Source organism: Thiohalophilus sp. (assembly GCF_034522235.1).
Classification (GTDB): domain Bacteria; phylum Pseudomonadota; class Gammaproteobacteria; order UBA6429; family Thiohalophilaceae; genus Thiohalophilus.
This window is the reverse complement of sequence record NZ_JAXHLN010000003.1, coordinates 2455583-2470668: the sequence shown is the minus strand read 5'-3', so window position 1 is coordinate 2470668 and position 15086 is coordinate 2455583. Positions and strand designations below refer to the sequence as shown.

The following is a 15086-nucleotide window of genomic DNA, read 5'->3' as shown; positions in this document are numbered from 1 at the left end:
TTATCTCCGGACAGTGGCTTGTAAAATGGCCACCGAGGTTGTGCTGCCACCGACACCTCTGGCCGTGATACGGTAAACTTCTGAATCGTGGGGGATACCCGCTTCCAGACTGCCGTCGCTGGGGGTGGCCGGCATTTCCTCGACATAATAGGCCGGCGGTGCGCTGACCTCATCGATTGTGGTGGTGACCTGTATGACGGCCGAAGTATCGCTCCAGTCTATGGTTTGCCACAGGGTGGAGTCTGTTTCGTAATAGCCATTGGTATTGTTAAAGGGGGGGAGCGATATCACCTTGATTTGCTGCTCGGCCTCACGCAGGGCGGACTCGGCGGAATAAAATGCCAGTTGCAAATCGCGCATGTTGCCGGCCATGCGTTCATCCAGGGTCGTATTGCGCATGCCGCTGATGCCCAGAAGGGTAATGACGACCAGCAACATCAGGCTGACAATAAGTACCACGCCCTGTTGTTTGCCAGCCAGATTCATCTGGATGGTTTTTGGGTTTTGTGCTTTGATCGTCATCGTTATTGCACCCGGTTCCTGATAGTGGTGGTGAAGCGAAAATCACGCTGAAGACGATTGTCAGTCAGGCTTGCCCCATTATAGTTATAGGTAACCGGCTCTTCGGTGACACCATCCTGCAGTGAACGAGTGAACAGGGTGGTGTTGACGGTCACAACGCCTTCCCAGTTGCCGACGTCAGCCGCTGTAACATAGCGGTTGGCGACATTGTCACCATCGGTGTCCAATCCGTAGAGAAGCTCCATGTCATAAACCCCTTCGACCAGTTCCTCGGCGACAAAGCTGTCACCCACGAGTCGGCGGCGAAACAGGGCCGGCTCATTGTCAGGGTTGAAGCCGAGGTAATAGACTATGGCGGTCATTTCATACATGCTGGAGCCGGGGCCATAAGTGTTGTTCAGTTTGGGCGTTTTGTTGAGATTGGCACCGTGCGCAATGTTTACTGTTCCGGTGCTGCCGACATTATTGGTTACGCCGTGTATATCCGCATTAGCGCAGTCAGAGAGCAGCACGATATCGTTTTGCTGTATCTGGCATTGCGAGTTATCCGCAATCTGATATTGAGCACTTGTTTGATTATGATCGAGGATGTCGCTGCCGGGGCAGCTGCTGGCGCGTTGAATAAAAACAATATCGGTACCTTGCACGACATCAGAGGGTGTGAGATTAAAATCGCCAAGTTCCGTGGGGAAAGTCGTGTCGTAGGTATAGCCTGTAATTGAGTTGGTGCCGTCGAAATTGCCGACAGAGTTATCGACATCATCGCTGTTTTTAGTGATATCCACATTGTTGGTCAAATTAACATTGTTGGCGCTGGCACAGCCCATGTATCCGGCCATGCGAACGTCCTTGATCAGAAACTCCATCCCAAAACGTCCGGTTTCCTGTACATTGGAGGAGGCTTGCAACAGACGATAAGAGTCCCGGTTGCCGAGAAAGACCTGCGCCACTCCGCCGAGTATGATCAGACTGATAACGGCGGCAACCATGATCTCAATCAGAGTGAAGCCCTGTTGCTGTTTGTATGAAATTATCTTCATATTGATTTCACATTGTTGTCGTAATAGAGAAGGAGGTCAGCTTATCTGCTGCGGCCGCTTCGGAACGATTATCCTCCCACTGGACGGTAACGGTAATCTCGGTACTATTAAGCTCAATGGAACCATCGCCCTTGGGTAGCTTGCCGGTCATGCCCAGCGCCTGACAGGAAGCATGGCTGTTCCAGTCGCCCAGACTGCATTTCCACTGGTTGACATCGTATTGTGCCAGTTGCGTTGTATTGCAATTGGAACCGCTTCCCCGACAGTCTGTTGCTGTCGGGGCGTCGGTCAGATTGGTGTCGTAATCACCATTGAGGGCACTGTCGCGATTGGCACGCATCCGGTCGATAATGTCATAGGTCAGTATTGACGCCTGTGAGCGTTCATAAGCACTGTTATTGTTACGCAGCGCTGATAGCTGTAACCCAGCCAGGCCGAGGAAACCAATGGCCAGGATTAAAACAGTGACCAGGACCTCGATTAATGTAAAGCCGGATTGTTTGCTTCGCATCAGCATAGAAAGGCCTTTTCCTGAAATCGATGGCATCATGGACATGTGACATCGCCCACGCTGACTCGTCCCGTGTTGGTGATGGTTATTTGCCGCCCATTTGCGCCACTTCGATCATCACACAGCATTAGTGTGTCACCGTTGTCAATCATGCCGGTGGCCTGGTACTGGTAACTGCCGAGATCATTGCTGCTGTCCAGTGTCAAAGTCGGGTGCAGGCCATCTGACTCGAAGAGCACATCGCCTCCCGAGTTTGTGACTTCCCAGCCGGGACCCCATTCGTTATTTCCATCGGAAGCATCGGCAGCGGTGATGTTGATAACATCCCTCCGTTTGACGGCTTCGCTTCGAGCCACGTTTAATGTTGAAACAAACTCATTCGCCTGGGTTGCCAGGCGATTGCTTTTGATCATCTGGGTGAAACTCGGGGTAGCCAGGGCGAGCATGATGCTTAGCACTCCCAGCGTTATCACCAGCTCGGTAATTGTAAAGCCGTTGTGCGTTTTCATACTTGAGTTTTAGCTCATTCTTTTCAAGATATCAGTGACTTATGGATAAACGTGTCAAATTTCCTGATAAGCGGTTATCCCGGTGCATCAGGTGTGAACGCAATCACATGACTGTTTCGTCGTCAGGACTTGCCTGATTGGTGGCATAATACCGGATTTGTCGGATGGCGGGGTGTACGCCGTCACGGGAGAGGAAATGTACGAGGTGATTATCATCGGCGGCGGCCTGCTGGGCATGCTGTCGGCCCGGGAGCTGGCGCGGGCCGGGTGCAGGGTTGCCCTGTTCGATCGGGGCCAAACCGGCCGCGAGTCGACCTGGGCCGGCGGCGGGATTCTCTCGCCGCTGTATCCGTGGCGGTTTGACGATGCGGTCAACGCGCTGGCCCGCTGGGGCCAGCCGCGCTATGCGGCTTTTGCCGGGCAGTTGAAGCAGGAGAGCGGCATCGACCCCGAATACGAGCCCAGCGGGCTGCTGATTCTCGACTGCGATGAGCGCGAAGCGGCCCTAACCTGGGCGCGGCGTTGGGAGGCGGATGTGCAACTGGTGGGCGCGGGGGCAATTCGCGAACTTGAACCGCGACTGGGGAGCGTGCCCGCAGAGGCCCTGTGGCTCCCCGAAGTCGGCCAGTTGCGCAATCCGCGGCTGGCTCGCGCGGCGCGCGGCAGTCTCGATGCCCTGGGCGTGGCGGTGTACGAGCAACAGCCGGTGGAGGAATTGCTGATCGAGGCCGGCCGCTGCCGGGGCGTGGTCAGCAGTGGCGGGACGACTTTCCACGCGGAGCAGGTCGTCATCGCCGGCGGGGCCTGGAGTGCCGGCTTGCTGGAAACACTCGGGATCGCCTTGCCGGTGAGGCCGGTACGGGGGCAGATGATCCTCTATCGCGGTGAGCCGGGGGCGTTGCGGCGGATCGTGCTCAGCCAGGACCGCTATATCATCCCGCGCCGTGACGGGCGGGTGCTGGTGGGCAGCACGATCGAAGAGGTGGGCTTCGACAAATCGACGACCGACGAGGCCCTGGCAACCCTGCGCGAGGCGGGCGAGCAGCTGGTGCCGGCACTGGCCGAGTGGCCCCTCGAACACCAGTGGGCCGGCCTGCGCCCCGGCTCGCCCCACGGTATTCCTTATATAGGTGAGGTGCCCGGCGTCGCGGGGCTCTATCTCAACACCGGCCACTTTCGCAACGGCGTGGTGCTCGGGCTCGCCTCGGCCCGGCTGCTCTCGGATTTGATGCTGGGACGGGAACCCACCGTCCCGCCGGCGCCTTACCAGCCCGCGGCGGGAGGGCCGAGGGACGAGTAACGAGGGACGAGGAAAGGCGGCGATTTCAGCGCCCTGCTGATGTTATCTGGAAATTTCACCACGAAGGCACGAAGCCACGAAGTTGTTATTGTTGCTCCTTCGGGTCTTCGTGCCTTCGTGGTTCATTTGTCCTCGTCACTCGTTACTCGGCCCTCGTCACTGTGTCGTCTATATCCCTGAATTTGTTGCCGTTTTCACACATGGGCGGGAGATGACGCTAGACTTTGTCTAAAAGGGTGGTCTATACTTGGCTAATGATGGATAAAAAGCCAACACCCCAGATGAGTGATGCGGCGATCGACAGCCGCTTGCGGGCACACGATATTACACCCACCCAGCAGCGGGTTGATATCGCCCGGATCCTGTTCGCCCGGCCGCAGCATCTGTCGGCCGATCAAGTGCTGTCCATCGTCAACCAGGAGACCCAGGTGGTCTCCAAGGCGACCATCTACAACACCCTCAACCTGTTCGCCCGCAAGGGGCTGGTCCGCGAGGTGATTGTGGATCCGAGCAAGGTGTTCTACGACTCCAACGTCAGCGACCACCATCATTTCTATAACGTCGATTCCGGCGAGTTGATGGACATCGACTCGCAAGAGCTCAAACTGGATCAGCTGCCGACCCTGCCCGACGGGACCGAAGCCGACGGGGTGGATATCATCATCCGGGTACGCAGCAGTGCCTGAGTAACCGTTGCCGCCGGTGTAGCTCAGTCGGTAGAGCAACGCATTCGTAATGCGCAGGTCGGGGGTTCGACTCCTCTCACCGGCACCATTTTAACACCCGGCCCTTTATGAACTTCCCCGGATTGAATCGACATATTCAAGCAACAACCCTGCTGTCCGGGATGTGCCTGAATACCCCGAAAAGCTAAACCCTGCACTATCCCTTTATCCCTGCTTAACACTGCTAATGGACGATGTGTCAGGTGTTGCCTGGCAGTCAGGTTGTTCGTGAACGGAGGGGTAGCTTCCTGTTTGATCTGTTTCGGCGGGTCATGATGTACCGCTGGAGCTGTCGACGGGGGATGTTTCCAGGGCGGCACAGGCAGGGCAATAGGTTTCGCCGGTACGAAGGTGATAGCGCACGCTCTCTCCCTTGTCGATTGCCTGCTCGCAACTGCTGCACAGCGTGCCTTCTTCCAGCACCATTTCACCAAGGATATTTAGGGTCAGGGTAAAAACTCATCGGCAGTGTCAACACCCAGCACGACTACAACCCCTGCGGTGAGATGACTGCGTACCAGGCGAGCTTCAACACCACGAGCCTGTACGACGTGAGCTATGTCCGTGATGACCTGGGCCGGATTACCCAAAAAACCGAAACCCTCGACGGCCGCACCACGGTCCATGACTACCAGTACGACCTGGCCGGCCGCCTGACACAGGTCAGCGAAAACGGCAGCCTCGTCGCCCGCTATGCGTATGTGTTCAGCGCATCCAATTTATCAACAGCTCGGCAAAACAGAACATGAAAGACTCCAGGGTTATCGGGAATTATTCCGGGGACATCTGGACGATTCGACGATAAACCGAATCCGGCAGGCCACGAATAAAGAAATGGCTCTTGGCAATGATCGCTTCAGGGAAGAGATTGAAAAATTAACAGGTCGGCGGGTTACGCCTATGAAGCGTGGTCCAAAACCAAAGGAAGAGAAGTTTTTACCCTGAACCCAAATATCATCAGAGAATTTCGTTCTTTGTTTTGGTCATTATGGCGACCCCTATGTGAAGGGGCGGGGGAGGCAGTAAAAATTCACTCCTTCCCCACCAAAACACCAAACAACCAGGCTCAGCTCAAACCGGTATTCAGAGTGTAATGACCTGGTCCAGACCGCCCGCCTTTGACAGCGCGCCATAGAGATTGGGAAAACAACCAATGGTAAAGGGCTCCTGGATCTTGTCATCAATACGGCGCAGTTCACAACACTGATCACAGCCCATCACCAGTATGCCATGTTCCCTGGCAAGCGCGGCCAGGCGCACTGCGGTGGGGTTGCCTTCCTCGAGCATGTAATTGTTATCCACGAAAAAGAACATTCCCACAACGGTCACGCCATGCGAGCCGGATTCAAGTTGCGGAAGTATCATCTTCTCCAGAATATAACTGGCGTTCCCGGTTGAAAATATGTAGGCGATACGCATCTCTTTGCTCCTTAGGTTCTTGTTAGTTTTATTGAGGATAGAGTTTTTATTCAGGCAATCAATGTGCGCGGCTGCCCGACCGGGCAGCCGCGACAGAGAGTTTAACCGCCACAGGGGTTCGGCGGCAGCAAATCACCATCGCCGCCACCGTCATCACTGCCATCACCATCACCGGTTCCAATGGATCCGGCAGCGCCTGAAGTGTAGGTTCCGATGGCGATCGAGCTTACCGAGCCGGAGAGACTGATAGTATCAACCACGCTACGACTTGCACGGTCAATGACCTCTATATCACCACCAACCGTCTGGAAGTACTTGCTGCCATCCGGCGAGAAGTAACCGGAAAAGGCGGAAGGAATATCCACTGTCTCGACATTGTATGGTGCTGATGTAGTCAGATCCACGATCTGGAAGGTACCGGGTCCCTGAAATGTGGTCAGCCATACCTCATCACTGAAGATGATCGTTTCACTACCCTCTCCGGATTTTCTGGAAAGAGCACCGTTACTTGTGCCGGCCCGGCCATTCAACCCATTGAGCAAGTAGTTCGGTCCCGGATCCGCATCGTCCACCTTGGCAAGATAAGCAGTGTTTTCGCCGCTGGCACTGGCACCGGTACCATCATCGCCGTCCAGAGCGACATAACGGTAAGTTACGGGAGTATTGGCCCCCCCGCTAGTACTGTAATCAATATCTACCGTGTAATCCGAGCCATCAACGAATTCACCGCCGGTCCCGCTTGGATCAGCAACATCCGACAGGTCGTCATAGATCCGCTGTATCTCGTACGCTGCGCTCGGGTCAGAGATGTTCCAGATACTTTCCGCGTTTTCACCTTCCAATTCCGTGAATAACAGCAACTCGTTGTCACCGGCATTACGATTCACCAGCGAGGCCATCCAGGGGCCCGCGGTTGCTATATCATTGTGGAAGTTGGCCTGACGTATAACCGGCACAGGTGTATTATAAACCTCGGGAGTGTCAGTGGTAATCGTATCAACATTCACACAGGTAAAGGCGTCACCGTCCACCTCCGGACTACAGGTCCATACCACCCCGTCGGCATCACGCAGCATGGTCGAGTCACAGGGTTCAACATAGGTTTCAGGATCGTCTTCACCAGGTGCGGCATTACCGGCGCGAGTGTGACGCCAATCTCCTGGTGCCGTACCACCCGCCTGATCATATGGAGAACTAAAATTCGCCACTACAGCATTAGTCTGATCTTTGACGTAACCGAAGCGGGGATAGACAAAGCGTACCGGTTGTCCGAAGGTTTCCGAATTCGGGTCGGTGTCCAGAAACAGGATATGATCCCCCTGACGCACCCCGTACATTACCAGTTTGCCGTCGGGTGCGGTTTCATTCCCTACAGGTCGATAGCCCATGTCATGGAACAATACCTCGTCCGTCTCCATGTGCTCGAGCGCGGTAAATTCACCGCCACCGGCCGCCAGGGTGCGCGACAGATTCGTGACCGAATGATTCAGTTCACAGAGATCGTAGCGCTGCATCTCTTCCTCGGTCCAGGAAGTGCGTTGCATCAGGCTGACGGTTTCTTTGTCGAAAATACGTTGATTGGTATCCGTAGACTGGCCGCTCAATGTCCCGGCACTGCTGACCAGCGCGGATCCCACCTCGCCGGAACGGTTACCCTGAACAAACGGCCCGGTTTGTCCCTCAACCGGCTCAAGGGTATCGGGATCAAACCCAAACACCTCGTTGCCGGATCCTGTCCAGATATAACCCTCCTCGTAGAAATACGATTTTTGTTTGCCGCCCCCGGCGTTGAATGGGACATGTTTGATATCGAGAACTTCCAGGGTATCCGGATCGATGCGGGCCAGCTGATCCTGTCCATCGCCATCAACGTAAAAGGCAAAAAGTGCCTGTGCCGGATCACGCTTTGACGCGCTGATCTCACCTTCGTCACCACTACAACCAGCCAGTATCAAGGCAAGCACCGCTAGTGGCGCCACGGCCAGGGAGCCCAGTCGGTCCCGGATAAAGTTGAAATAAGTCATTTGTGCATCCTCCTGAGGTTGTCTAGTCAGTCAATTGCCATTACAGACTTGAGGAAAGCTGTGACTGCTATTTCTATCAATTTGATATGGTTATTATTTGTGCAATTTGCGGGCCATATACCCTATGAAAACAATAAGGTATTGATTTGGCTGTGAATTATGCGACGGACAAACAAAGAGGGGGGAGCAGATTCAAATTGCAGAATGAGAGTTCCCCGGGCCTGATTGCGAATTTTGCAATATTACTCCTGCGGGGCGGCGGTGCGACCGGTCCATCTGGCGGGAATCCGGGCGCGTAACCAGCGTCCCACGCCCCACACACACAGACCGGCCACGACCACCGCGCTGGCGATAGCCAGTGTCTCTGGAATAACAAAGCTGACCCGGTCGGCCAGATCCCCCCAGCGCATGCTGTCAACGGGCGCCAGTTGCGGCGAGAACGCCGGCAACAGCCACAGGTTCAGTAACCAGCCGGCTCCAATGGAAGCGACTACCAGCGATATCACATACACCGCGATGGTCCGTCGCCCGAGAATGCGTTGCAGTGCAATAAGTTCGGGAAGATTGGTCACCGCGCCGGTCACAAGAAAAACCACGGCGATGCCGGGGCTGGCGCCTGCCGCCAGTAGCGCGGCGACCAGCGGAATGTGTGCCACAGCGCAAACGTAAATCACCATTCCCAGCAACGCGACGATCAACAGCGAACTGAAGGGGGCCGCGCCGCCCAGGTGTTGCGGGATCCAGTGGGTGGGTGACAGGGTCATAATGATCGAGGCCAGCGCGATACCGACGGCAAGATAGAGGCCCAGGGTCGGGCCCAGTTCGGTGAATCCCCAGCGCATGGCCCGGGTAAAACGGGCCCGGCCGGCCACTTCAGTCCCGGCATTTTGCGTTTCGTTGCCACCGCAACAACATTGTTTGAGGCGGACCGCTTCGTCCGTCTCCCCTTGCGTCCCGAACCGTTCAACCACCAGCCCCACAAGCACAGGGACGGTCAAACCGAACAGCACATAGGCCAGGGTGATATGGGGCCCGAGCAGGGCGTAGGAGAGCAGTACCGCCGCCGGATTGATCACCGGCGTTGCGGCAGTGAAGGTCATCACTGATGCCAGGCGCACTCCCGTCAGGCGCAGGCTCACGGCGAGGGGAACCACACCGCAACTGCACATGGGCAACAATGCCCCGGCCCCCAGGGCACCGGCAATGCTGCCGGCGCCCTGATGACGCATAAACCGGCTCAGCCGGGACGTCCCCAGGTATTCATAAACAATACCGGCGGCGACCAGACTGACCACGATCCAGAAACCCGCGTCCAGCAGGATAGACGTTCCTGTAAAAACCAGTTCACGGGCTGTTTCGAAAAGTGACGAGGAAGCCATGGGGGTCAGCCGAGCGTCCCGACCTGGGCCTGCAGTCGGGCAAGCTGGGCACGCAGCTGTCGCATCAGATCCGGCGGACAAACGATATGTCCCGCCCGGTGACACGCCGCCGCGGCATCCAGCAGCGCCACCATGAGAATCATGTTTTGATGCCGCTCACTATCCCCACTTTCTGCATTTTTGACGATCTCGCGCAGGGCTTCGCGGCTTTGTTCCACCTGACGCTGGAACGAACGTGCTTCGGCCCGGCCACTGGCGGCGGCCTCTACCAACTGCTGCGCTTCTTCGATCCAGGCCTGCTCTTTTTCACTGACCAGCGGCTCAGCTGTCAGGTTCACTGGCAACAGGCAGAGCAACAGTCCAAATCCGCAAGTTCTCCCGAGTCCCAGCATGGCTTTCTCTCCCGAGTCGGTACCCTGTTTACTTTTAACGACAAGACAGCCTGGTCAATTTCGGTATAACCTCCCGAGCAACAGGCCTTCAACTCAATATCTATGCTGCACTATCCATGCCACCTGGTATCAGGTGATTTCTTTTCAATCTCAATAACTTATTTCATATCAAAAGGATTTGTCCTGTTGCAGAATAAGAACGTTCCCGATCTGAATTGCAAAATACAGGGCATAACGGGTTTTCCGTTTTGGCAGGCCAGAAGCTTTACATACTAAAGAATCATAGTACGTCCCGGGCGACAATTCGACGGAGCTTGAGCAGGGTGCAATTGCGCCGGGGATATATGGCACAGGGAGACTGTTGGTATCTGCTGAGTCGGTATTGAAGTCGTTCAGGTCGGAACAGGCGGCAGCGTGATATCAAAAACACGGGGACTGATTACCATCACTGTCCTTTCAGGCAGGATCAGTCTTCGCTTTCATCGGCTTCTATTTCCGGGATGAATGTGTAGGTTTCTGCCGGAATGTACGTTGAGGCCGCCTTTGTCGCCAGCTCGACAATATTACAAAACGTTTCCCTGAGAGCGACCTGCAACATAAAATCCGAGTTGCATTCATACTCCCGGCAAATTTCCGGGCGCTGTTCCCAGATACCGCACAGCGACGTTTTTTTATCGAAGTGAATACAGTAGCCTTCCTCATCCTTGTCGATAAAGCTTTTCGGTGGCGTTCCGTCGGCTGGTTTTTCCATTTCATGGGGTTTGAGCCGCACCAGCATGCGACAGCAGAAGGATTGGCAACCCATTCTTCTGCCGGCGTCACAGTCGATCAGTCGTGTCTTGTATGCGTCGTTGGCAGCCATGCGCCAGCGTGCCCCAAATATGTAATTTACATACTACAAATATAGGTAGCGAAAACCGGACGTCCAGCAAAACCGGATAAAAAAAATGGTGAAGCCAGTAACAAAATTTAAAGTTAATTTATTCGAATATGCTGATGGAGAATGGATAGTCCAGGCAGGGCGTGAGCAGGTTTTATGTTATCCGCCGGCCGACGCCAGCTTGCCGCACTCTGTGCCGACGCATCTTAATATTCCGTAATCAAATTTGCCGTCGAGGGCGGTATACACATCCTTGAGTCGACCGCTGGCGCCGGCCAGATCAAACGCCGCGCGGATGGTGTTCAGTTGCTCTTCTTTGAGTTTGATCACGTCGTGCAGTTGCACCTCGCCCTGTTCCAGGGCGCGGGCAAAGTGGGTGTAGATGGTGCTTTCGGTCAGGCCGCGCTGGCGGGCGATTTCGGCGGCGTCGTGGCCCTCGCGCAGCAGGCGCAGGGTTTCGTCCACAGTGTCGGATCGCTCGCTCGGTGGGTTGCGATGTTGGGCTAACAGATCCAGCACCGCCTGGCCGTAGGCGGCGATCTTGCGTTCGCCCAGGCCGGCGATGTCAGCCAGTTGTTCCAGGGTTTGCGGTCGCCGTTCGACCAGTTCCATGAGCGTGGCGTCGTGGAACACGACGTAGGGCGGCACGCCCTGGGTTTCGGCCAGTTGCCGGCGCAGGCTGCGCAGCGCTTCGAACAGTTGTTTGTCGGGATCGCTGGCCGGTTCGCTGCCGCCCCGTGCGGCGCGGCGTTTGCGCGTGGGTTTTTGTTCCACGCGCAATTGCAGGGTCTGCTCGCCACGCAGCAACGGCCGGCAGCTTTCCGCCAGGCGCAGGCTGCCGTGGCCGCCGACATCGACCTGCAGGTAACCGAGCGCGATGAGCTGGCGGAAGATACCGCGCCATTCGGTGGCGTTGCGTTCCTTGCCGGCGCCGAACAGCTGGAGTTGATCGTGGCCGTTGCGTTCGATGCGCGGATCGCTTTTGCCCAGCAGGATATCGATCTGGTAGGTCACGCCGAAGCGCTGGCCGGTGCGATAGACGCAGGAGAGCGCTTTGCGCGCGGTTTCGGTGGCATCCACTGTCTGCGGCGGGGTGAGACAGGTGTCGCAGTTGCCGCAGGGTTCGTCGCGGGGCTCGTCGAAATAGCGCAACAGCGCCTGGCGGCGGCAGGCGGTGGTTTCGCACAGGCCGAGCATCGCTTCGAGTTTGTGGCGTTCGATCCGCTTGCGCGCTTCATTGGCCTCGGACTGCTCGACCATCTGGCGGAGGGTGATCACATCCTCCAGTCCGTAGGCCATCCAGGCATCGGCGGGCAGGCCGTCGCGTCCGGCGCGGCCGGTCTCCTGATAATAAGCTTCGATACTCTTGGGCAGATTCAGATGCGCGACAAAACGCACGTCCGGTTTGTCGATGCCCATACCAAAGGCGATGGTAGCGACGATGATCACCGCCTCCTCGTTTTGAAAGCGGTGCTGGTGATGCTGACGTAACTCGCTGCCGAGCCCGGCATGATAGGGCAGCGCGGTCAGGCCCCGATTGCCGAGCCACTCGGCGGTGGTCTCGACCTTCTTGCGGCTCAGGCAATAGACAATGCCCGATTGACCGGGATGCTGTTCCTGGATAAAGCGCAACAGTTCCTCGCGGGCATTGCCGCGTTGATTGATGCGATAACGGATATTGGGCCGATCGAAACTGCTGATGAACTGCCTTGCCTGTTGCAGTTGCAGGCGGCTGACGATCTCCTGGCGGGTCAGCTCGTCGGCGGTGGCGGTCAGGGCGATGCGCGGAATGCTGGGATAGCGTTCGGCCAGCAAGGATAGCTGGATGTATTCGGGCCGAAAGTCATGACCCCATTGCGACACACAATGCGCCTCGTCGATGGCGAACAGCGCCAGCGGAGTCTGATCGAGTTTGGCAAGGAAGCGTTCGGTCAGCAGCCGTTCGGGCGCGACATACACCAGATCCAGTTCCCCGCGCTGCATCTGCGCCTCGACCCGGGCGGCCTCTTCCGCGCTCAGGCTGGAGTTGACATAGGCCGCGCGCACCCCGGCCTGGGTCAATGCCGCGACTTGATCCTGCATCAGGGCGATGAGCGGGGAGACGATAATGCCCACCCCGGGGCGGGCGATGGCCGGGATCTGGTAGCAGAGGGATTTACCCCCGCAGGTGGGCATCAGCACCAGGGCATCGTCCCCCGCGATCAGGGTATCGATGACCCCGTCCTGCGGCGGGCGAAACTGTTCGTAGCCGAAGATCGTCCTGAGTATGTCGGCCGGGTCGTCCATGTTGTCAGTTGTCGTCAGGGAGTTTGTGCCATTCTGCCAGTCGCCCGTGAGGACCACAAGGGTCTCCCGGGCTCAGGGCCGAGTGACGAGTGACGAGGAAAAATATGTGGTTCCCTTCGAAACTCGTCCCTCGTCACTCGGCCCTGCCGGTGCGCCTGCACCGGCCAGGGGTAGGCCGGACATAGTGTAACGGTGTCCGGCAATCCAGGCGTGCCCGATACCGCGGAGTTTATGCCCGCTGGGTGCTATATCGGGCCTACGTCAGCCGGTTTGTCGGGGGACAAGAGCAAACCACCAAGACGCCAAGACACCAAGGTAAAAAAATCATTCTTTGTGTCCTGGTGGTTAAGGGGGGTCCTCGTCCCTGGCAGTGCGATCACACCAGGAGTAGGCCGGACATAGTGTAGCGGTGTCCGGCAATTCGGATGGTGCCCGATACCGCGGAGTTTATGCCCGCTGGGTGCTATATCGGGCCTACGCCAGCCGGTTTGTCGGGGGACAAGGCAAACCATCAGGGCACCAGGACGCCAGGATGAAAATCATTCTTCGTGTCTTCGTGTCTTCGTGTCTTGGTGGTTAAAGGGTTTCCTGGCCCCTAGCCCCTGGTTTCTGCCGGCGCGACCGCGCCGGCCAATGGATCGTCTTCTTCTCCGCACAAGGGCAGATCGGGATGCCGTCGGTCGGCGTTGAGCTGGCGGCGAATGCCCTGCAAGGCGCTGCGCAGACCCTCTTCCAGAACCGGGTGGTAGTAGGGCAGTTGCAGCGCGGTTTCGACGTCGATGTTTTGCTGGATCAGCCAGGCCAGTTCGTGGGCGAGGTGTTCGGCGCCGGGGATGGCCATTTGCGCGCCGAGCAATTGGCCCTGTGCATCGGCGTAGACCCGCAACAGGCCGTGATCCTGATCGAGTATCACGGCGCGACCCTGATCGCCGAAATCGGTTTCACCGATCAGGGCATCGTCGGGGAGTTCGTCAAATCCGATACCGACCTGGGCGATCTGCGGTTCGGTGAAGACGATGCCCAGCGCGGTGCGCCGTTGCAGGCACTCGGTGTCGGGATGCAGGGCGTGGTACACGGCGATCCGTCCCTCGTCGGCGGCCTCGTGCATCAGCGGTCGGATACCGTTGACGTCGCCGGCGAAATAGACCGGCGTGTCGCCCGCGCGCAGGCGTTGCGGATCGATCGCCGGCAGGCCGTTGTCCTGCAGGGGCAGGCCCAGCGCGTCGAGGTTCAGATCCTCGATATTGGGCCGGCGGCCGACGGCGGCCAGCAGGGCCTCGAATTCAAACTGTTGTTCGCCGAAGTTCAGTAACACGCCACTGTCCGCGGCTTCGACGTCGACATCGTGTCCGGTATGCAGGGTCATCGATTGACCGAGTGCCTCGAAGGCGGCCTGGTTGACGGGCTCATCGTCCAGTCCCGCCAGACGGTCGTCACGGCCGAAGGCATGGACCTCGACACCGAGCCCCGCCAGCGCCTGCCCCAGTTCGGTGCCGATGGCACCCGGCCCCACCACCGCCAGGCGTTTGGGCAGGGTCTCAAGATCAAAGATCGTGTCGCTGGTGATGAGTCGCTCGCCCAGTGCCTGCCAGGGTTCGGGGACGACCGGGCGGGTGCCGGTGGCGACGATAATGGCATCGGCGCTGAGCTGTCGGCCGTTGATCTCCAGGGTATCGGGCGCGACAAAGCGTGGATGCCCCTTGAGATAACGCTCGCCCAGTTTCTTAACCATATTGATCGACCCGCTGGCGAAACGATCCCGCAGGGTGCGGACATGTTGCATCACCTCCGCGCCGTCGGGGACCGGCGGCACATCCCGGGTTAATCCGCGTTCGGCCAGGCGGCGCCCGGTATGAAACTCCCTGGCCACCTGTAACAGCACCTTGGAGGGCATGCAGCCGACCCGCGCGCAGGTGGTGCCCAGCGGGCCGGGGTCGATCAGCAACAGTTCATCGGTATGGCGGCTGGCTTCCTTCCAGGCGACGAGACCGGCGGTGCCGGCGCCGAGGACGATCAGGTGATAATGTTCGGACATGGCTTCCCGCTTATGGTAAGGGCGTCAGTCGATAGTAACGGGCGGCGGGCGACAGAACAATCAG

Annotated in this window: 14 protein-coding genes and 1 tRNA gene; 4 read left to right on the top strand and 11 right to left on the bottom strand. The window is 57.6% G+C overall.

Features of this window, described 5'->3' with window-relative positions; translation table 11 throughout:
- From U5J94_RS15075 to U5J94_RS15060, 4 genes are read right to left on the bottom strand one after another with little or no spacing between them, the layout of a single operon-like run.
- Window positions 1–522 carry a pilus assembly PilX family protein gene (locus U5J94_RS15075; RefSeq protein WP_322566444.1) on the bottom strand — a complete coding sequence of 174 codons (522 nt, stop codon included), beginning with the start codon at window positions 520–522 and terminating at the stop codon, window positions 1–3.
- 2 nt (window positions 523–524) lie between these two features.
- Window positions 525–1562 (bottom strand): PilW family protein, encoded by a 1038-nt coding sequence (locus U5J94_RS15070; protein ID WP_322566443.1) that lies wholly within the window; start codon window positions 1560–1562, stop codon window positions 525–527.
- Between the two features lie 7 nt (window positions 1563–1569).
- Window positions 1570–2118, bottom strand: coding sequence for a type IV pilus modification protein PilV (gene pilV / locus U5J94_RS15065; RefSeq protein WP_322566442.1), 549 nt, complete (start codon window positions 2116–2118; stop codon window positions 1570–1572).
- The gene (locus U5J94_RS15060) at window positions 2109–2582 is read right to left on the bottom strand and encodes a GspH/FimT family pseudopilin (protein ID WP_322566441.1); all 474 of its coding nucleotides are present in this window, start codon (window positions 2580–2582) and stop codon (window positions 2109–2111) included. Before U5J94_RS15060 ends, pilV begins: the two co-directional genes overlap by 10 nt.
- A gap of 196 nt (window positions 2583–2778) precedes the next feature.
- Between U5J94_RS15060 and thiO the strand changes: the two genes are divergently transcribed.
- The 4 genes from thiO (at window position 2779) to U5J94_RS15040 (ending at window position 5356) form a co-directional block, all read left to right on the top strand.
- Window positions 2779–3882, top strand: coding sequence for a glycine oxidase ThiO (thiO, locus tag U5J94_RS15055; protein ID WP_322566440.1), 1104 nt, complete (start codon window positions 2779–2781; stop codon window positions 3880–3882).
- A 254-nt stretch (window positions 3883–4136) separates the two neighbouring features.
- Window positions 4137–4568 (top strand): Fur family transcriptional regulator, encoded by a 432-nt coding sequence (locus U5J94_RS15050; RefSeq protein ID WP_322566439.1) that lies wholly within the window; start codon window positions 4137–4139, stop codon window positions 4566–4568.
- 12 nt (window positions 4569–4580) lie between these two features.
- Window positions 4581–4656: transfer RNA gene (locus U5J94_RS15045), tRNA-Thr, on the top strand.
- 457 nt (window positions 4657–5113) lie between these two features.
- Window positions 5114–5356 carry a hypothetical protein gene (locus tag U5J94_RS15040; RefSeq protein ID WP_322566438.1) on the top strand — a complete coding sequence of 81 codons (243 nt, stop codon included), beginning with the start codon at window positions 5114–5116 and terminating at the stop codon, window positions 5354–5356.
- 334 nt (window positions 5357–5690) lie between these two features.
- On the opposite strand, the gene U5J94_RS15035 is transcribed toward U5J94_RS15040, so the two are convergent.
- The 7 genes from U5J94_RS15035 to U5J94_RS15005 form a co-directional block, all read right to left on the bottom strand.
- Complete coding sequence (locus U5J94_RS15035) at window positions 5691–6026, bottom strand: hypothetical protein (RefSeq protein ID WP_322566437.1); 336 nt, start codon at window positions 6024–6026, stop codon at window positions 5691–5693.
- 101 nt (window positions 6027–6127) lie between these two features.
- Window positions 6128–8050 carry a hypothetical protein gene (locus U5J94_RS15030; RefSeq protein WP_322566436.1) on the bottom strand — a complete coding sequence of 641 codons (1923 nt, stop codon included), beginning with the start codon at window positions 8048–8050 and terminating at the stop codon, window positions 6128–6130.
- Between the two features lie 242 nt (window positions 8051–8292).
- Complete coding sequence (locus tag U5J94_RS15025; RefSeq protein ID WP_322566435.1) at window positions 8293–9429, bottom strand: permease; 1137 nt, start codon at window positions 9427–9429, stop codon at window positions 8293–8295.
- 5 nt (window positions 9430–9434) lie between these two features.
- Window positions 9435–9767: a hypothetical protein gene (locus U5J94_RS15020; protein WP_322566434.1), complete on the bottom strand. Its 333-nt coding sequence runs from the start codon at window positions 9765–9767 to the stop codon at window positions 9435–9437.
- Between the two features lie 520 nt (window positions 9768–10287).
- Window positions 10288–10683, bottom strand: a complete 396-nt coding sequence (locus tag U5J94_RS15015; RefSeq protein WP_322566433.1) for a YkgJ family cysteine cluster protein — start codon at window positions 10681–10683, stop codon at window positions 10288–10290.
- A 177-nt stretch (window positions 10684–10860) separates the two neighbouring features.
- Complete coding sequence (gene recQ / locus U5J94_RS15010) at window positions 10861–12987, bottom strand: DNA helicase RecQ (RefSeq protein ID WP_416224240.1); 2127 nt, start codon at window positions 12985–12987, stop codon at window positions 10861–10863.
- 595 nt (window positions 12988–13582) lie between these two features.
- Complete coding sequence (locus tag U5J94_RS15005) at window positions 13583–15022, bottom strand: dihydrolipoyl dehydrogenase (protein WP_322566431.1); 1440 nt, start codon at window positions 15020–15022, stop codon at window positions 13583–13585.
- Window positions 15023–15086 lie beyond the last annotated feature (64 nt).

Coding starts and splice junctions, on each gene's coding strand:
- U5J94_RS15025 (WP_322566435.1), bottom strand. CDS start 9,429: ATGGCTTCCTCGTCACTTTTCGAAACAGCCCGTGAACTGGTTTTTACA.
- U5J94_RS15060 (WP_322566441.1), bottom strand. CDS start 2,582: ATGAAAACGCACAACGGCTTTACAATTACCGAGCTGGTGATAACGCTG.
- U5J94_RS15075 (WP_322566444.1), bottom strand. CDS start 522: ATGACGATCAAAGCACAAAACCCAAAAACCATCCAGATGAATCTGGCT.
- U5J94_RS15040 (WP_322566438.1), top strand. CDS start 5,114: ATGACTGCGTACCAGGCGAGCTTCAACACCACGAGCCTGTACGACGTG.
- thiO (WP_322566440.1), top strand. CDS start 2,779: ATGTACGAGGTGATTATCATCGGCGGCGGCCTGCTGGGCATGCTGTCG.
- pilV (WP_322566442.1), bottom strand. CDS start 2,118: ATGTCCATGATGCCATCGATTTCAGGAAAAGGCCTTTCTATGCTGATG.
- U5J94_RS15070 (WP_322566443.1), bottom strand. CDS start 1,562: ATGAAGATAATTTCATACAAACAGCAACAGGGCTTCACTCTGATTGAG.
- U5J94_RS15050 (WP_322566439.1), top strand. CDS start 4,137: ATGATGGATAAAAAGCCAACACCCCAGATGAGTGATGCGGCGATCGAC.
- U5J94_RS15005 (WP_322566431.1), bottom strand. CDS start 15,022: ATGTCCGAACATTATCACCTGATCGTCCTCGGCGCCGGCACCGCCGGT.
- U5J94_RS15035 (WP_322566437.1), bottom strand. CDS start 6,026: ATGCGTATCGCCTACATATTTTCAACCGGGAACGCCAGTTATATTCTG.
- recQ (WP_416224240.1), bottom strand. CDS start 12,987: ATGGACGACCCGGCCGACATACTCAGGACGATCTTCGGCTACGAACAG.
- U5J94_RS15015 (WP_322566433.1), bottom strand. CDS start 10,683: ATGGCTGCCAACGACGCATACAAGACACGACTGATCGACTGTGACGCC.
- U5J94_RS15030 (WP_322566436.1), bottom strand. CDS start 8,050: ATGACTTATTTCAACTTTATCCGGGACCGACTGGGCTCCCTGGCCGTG.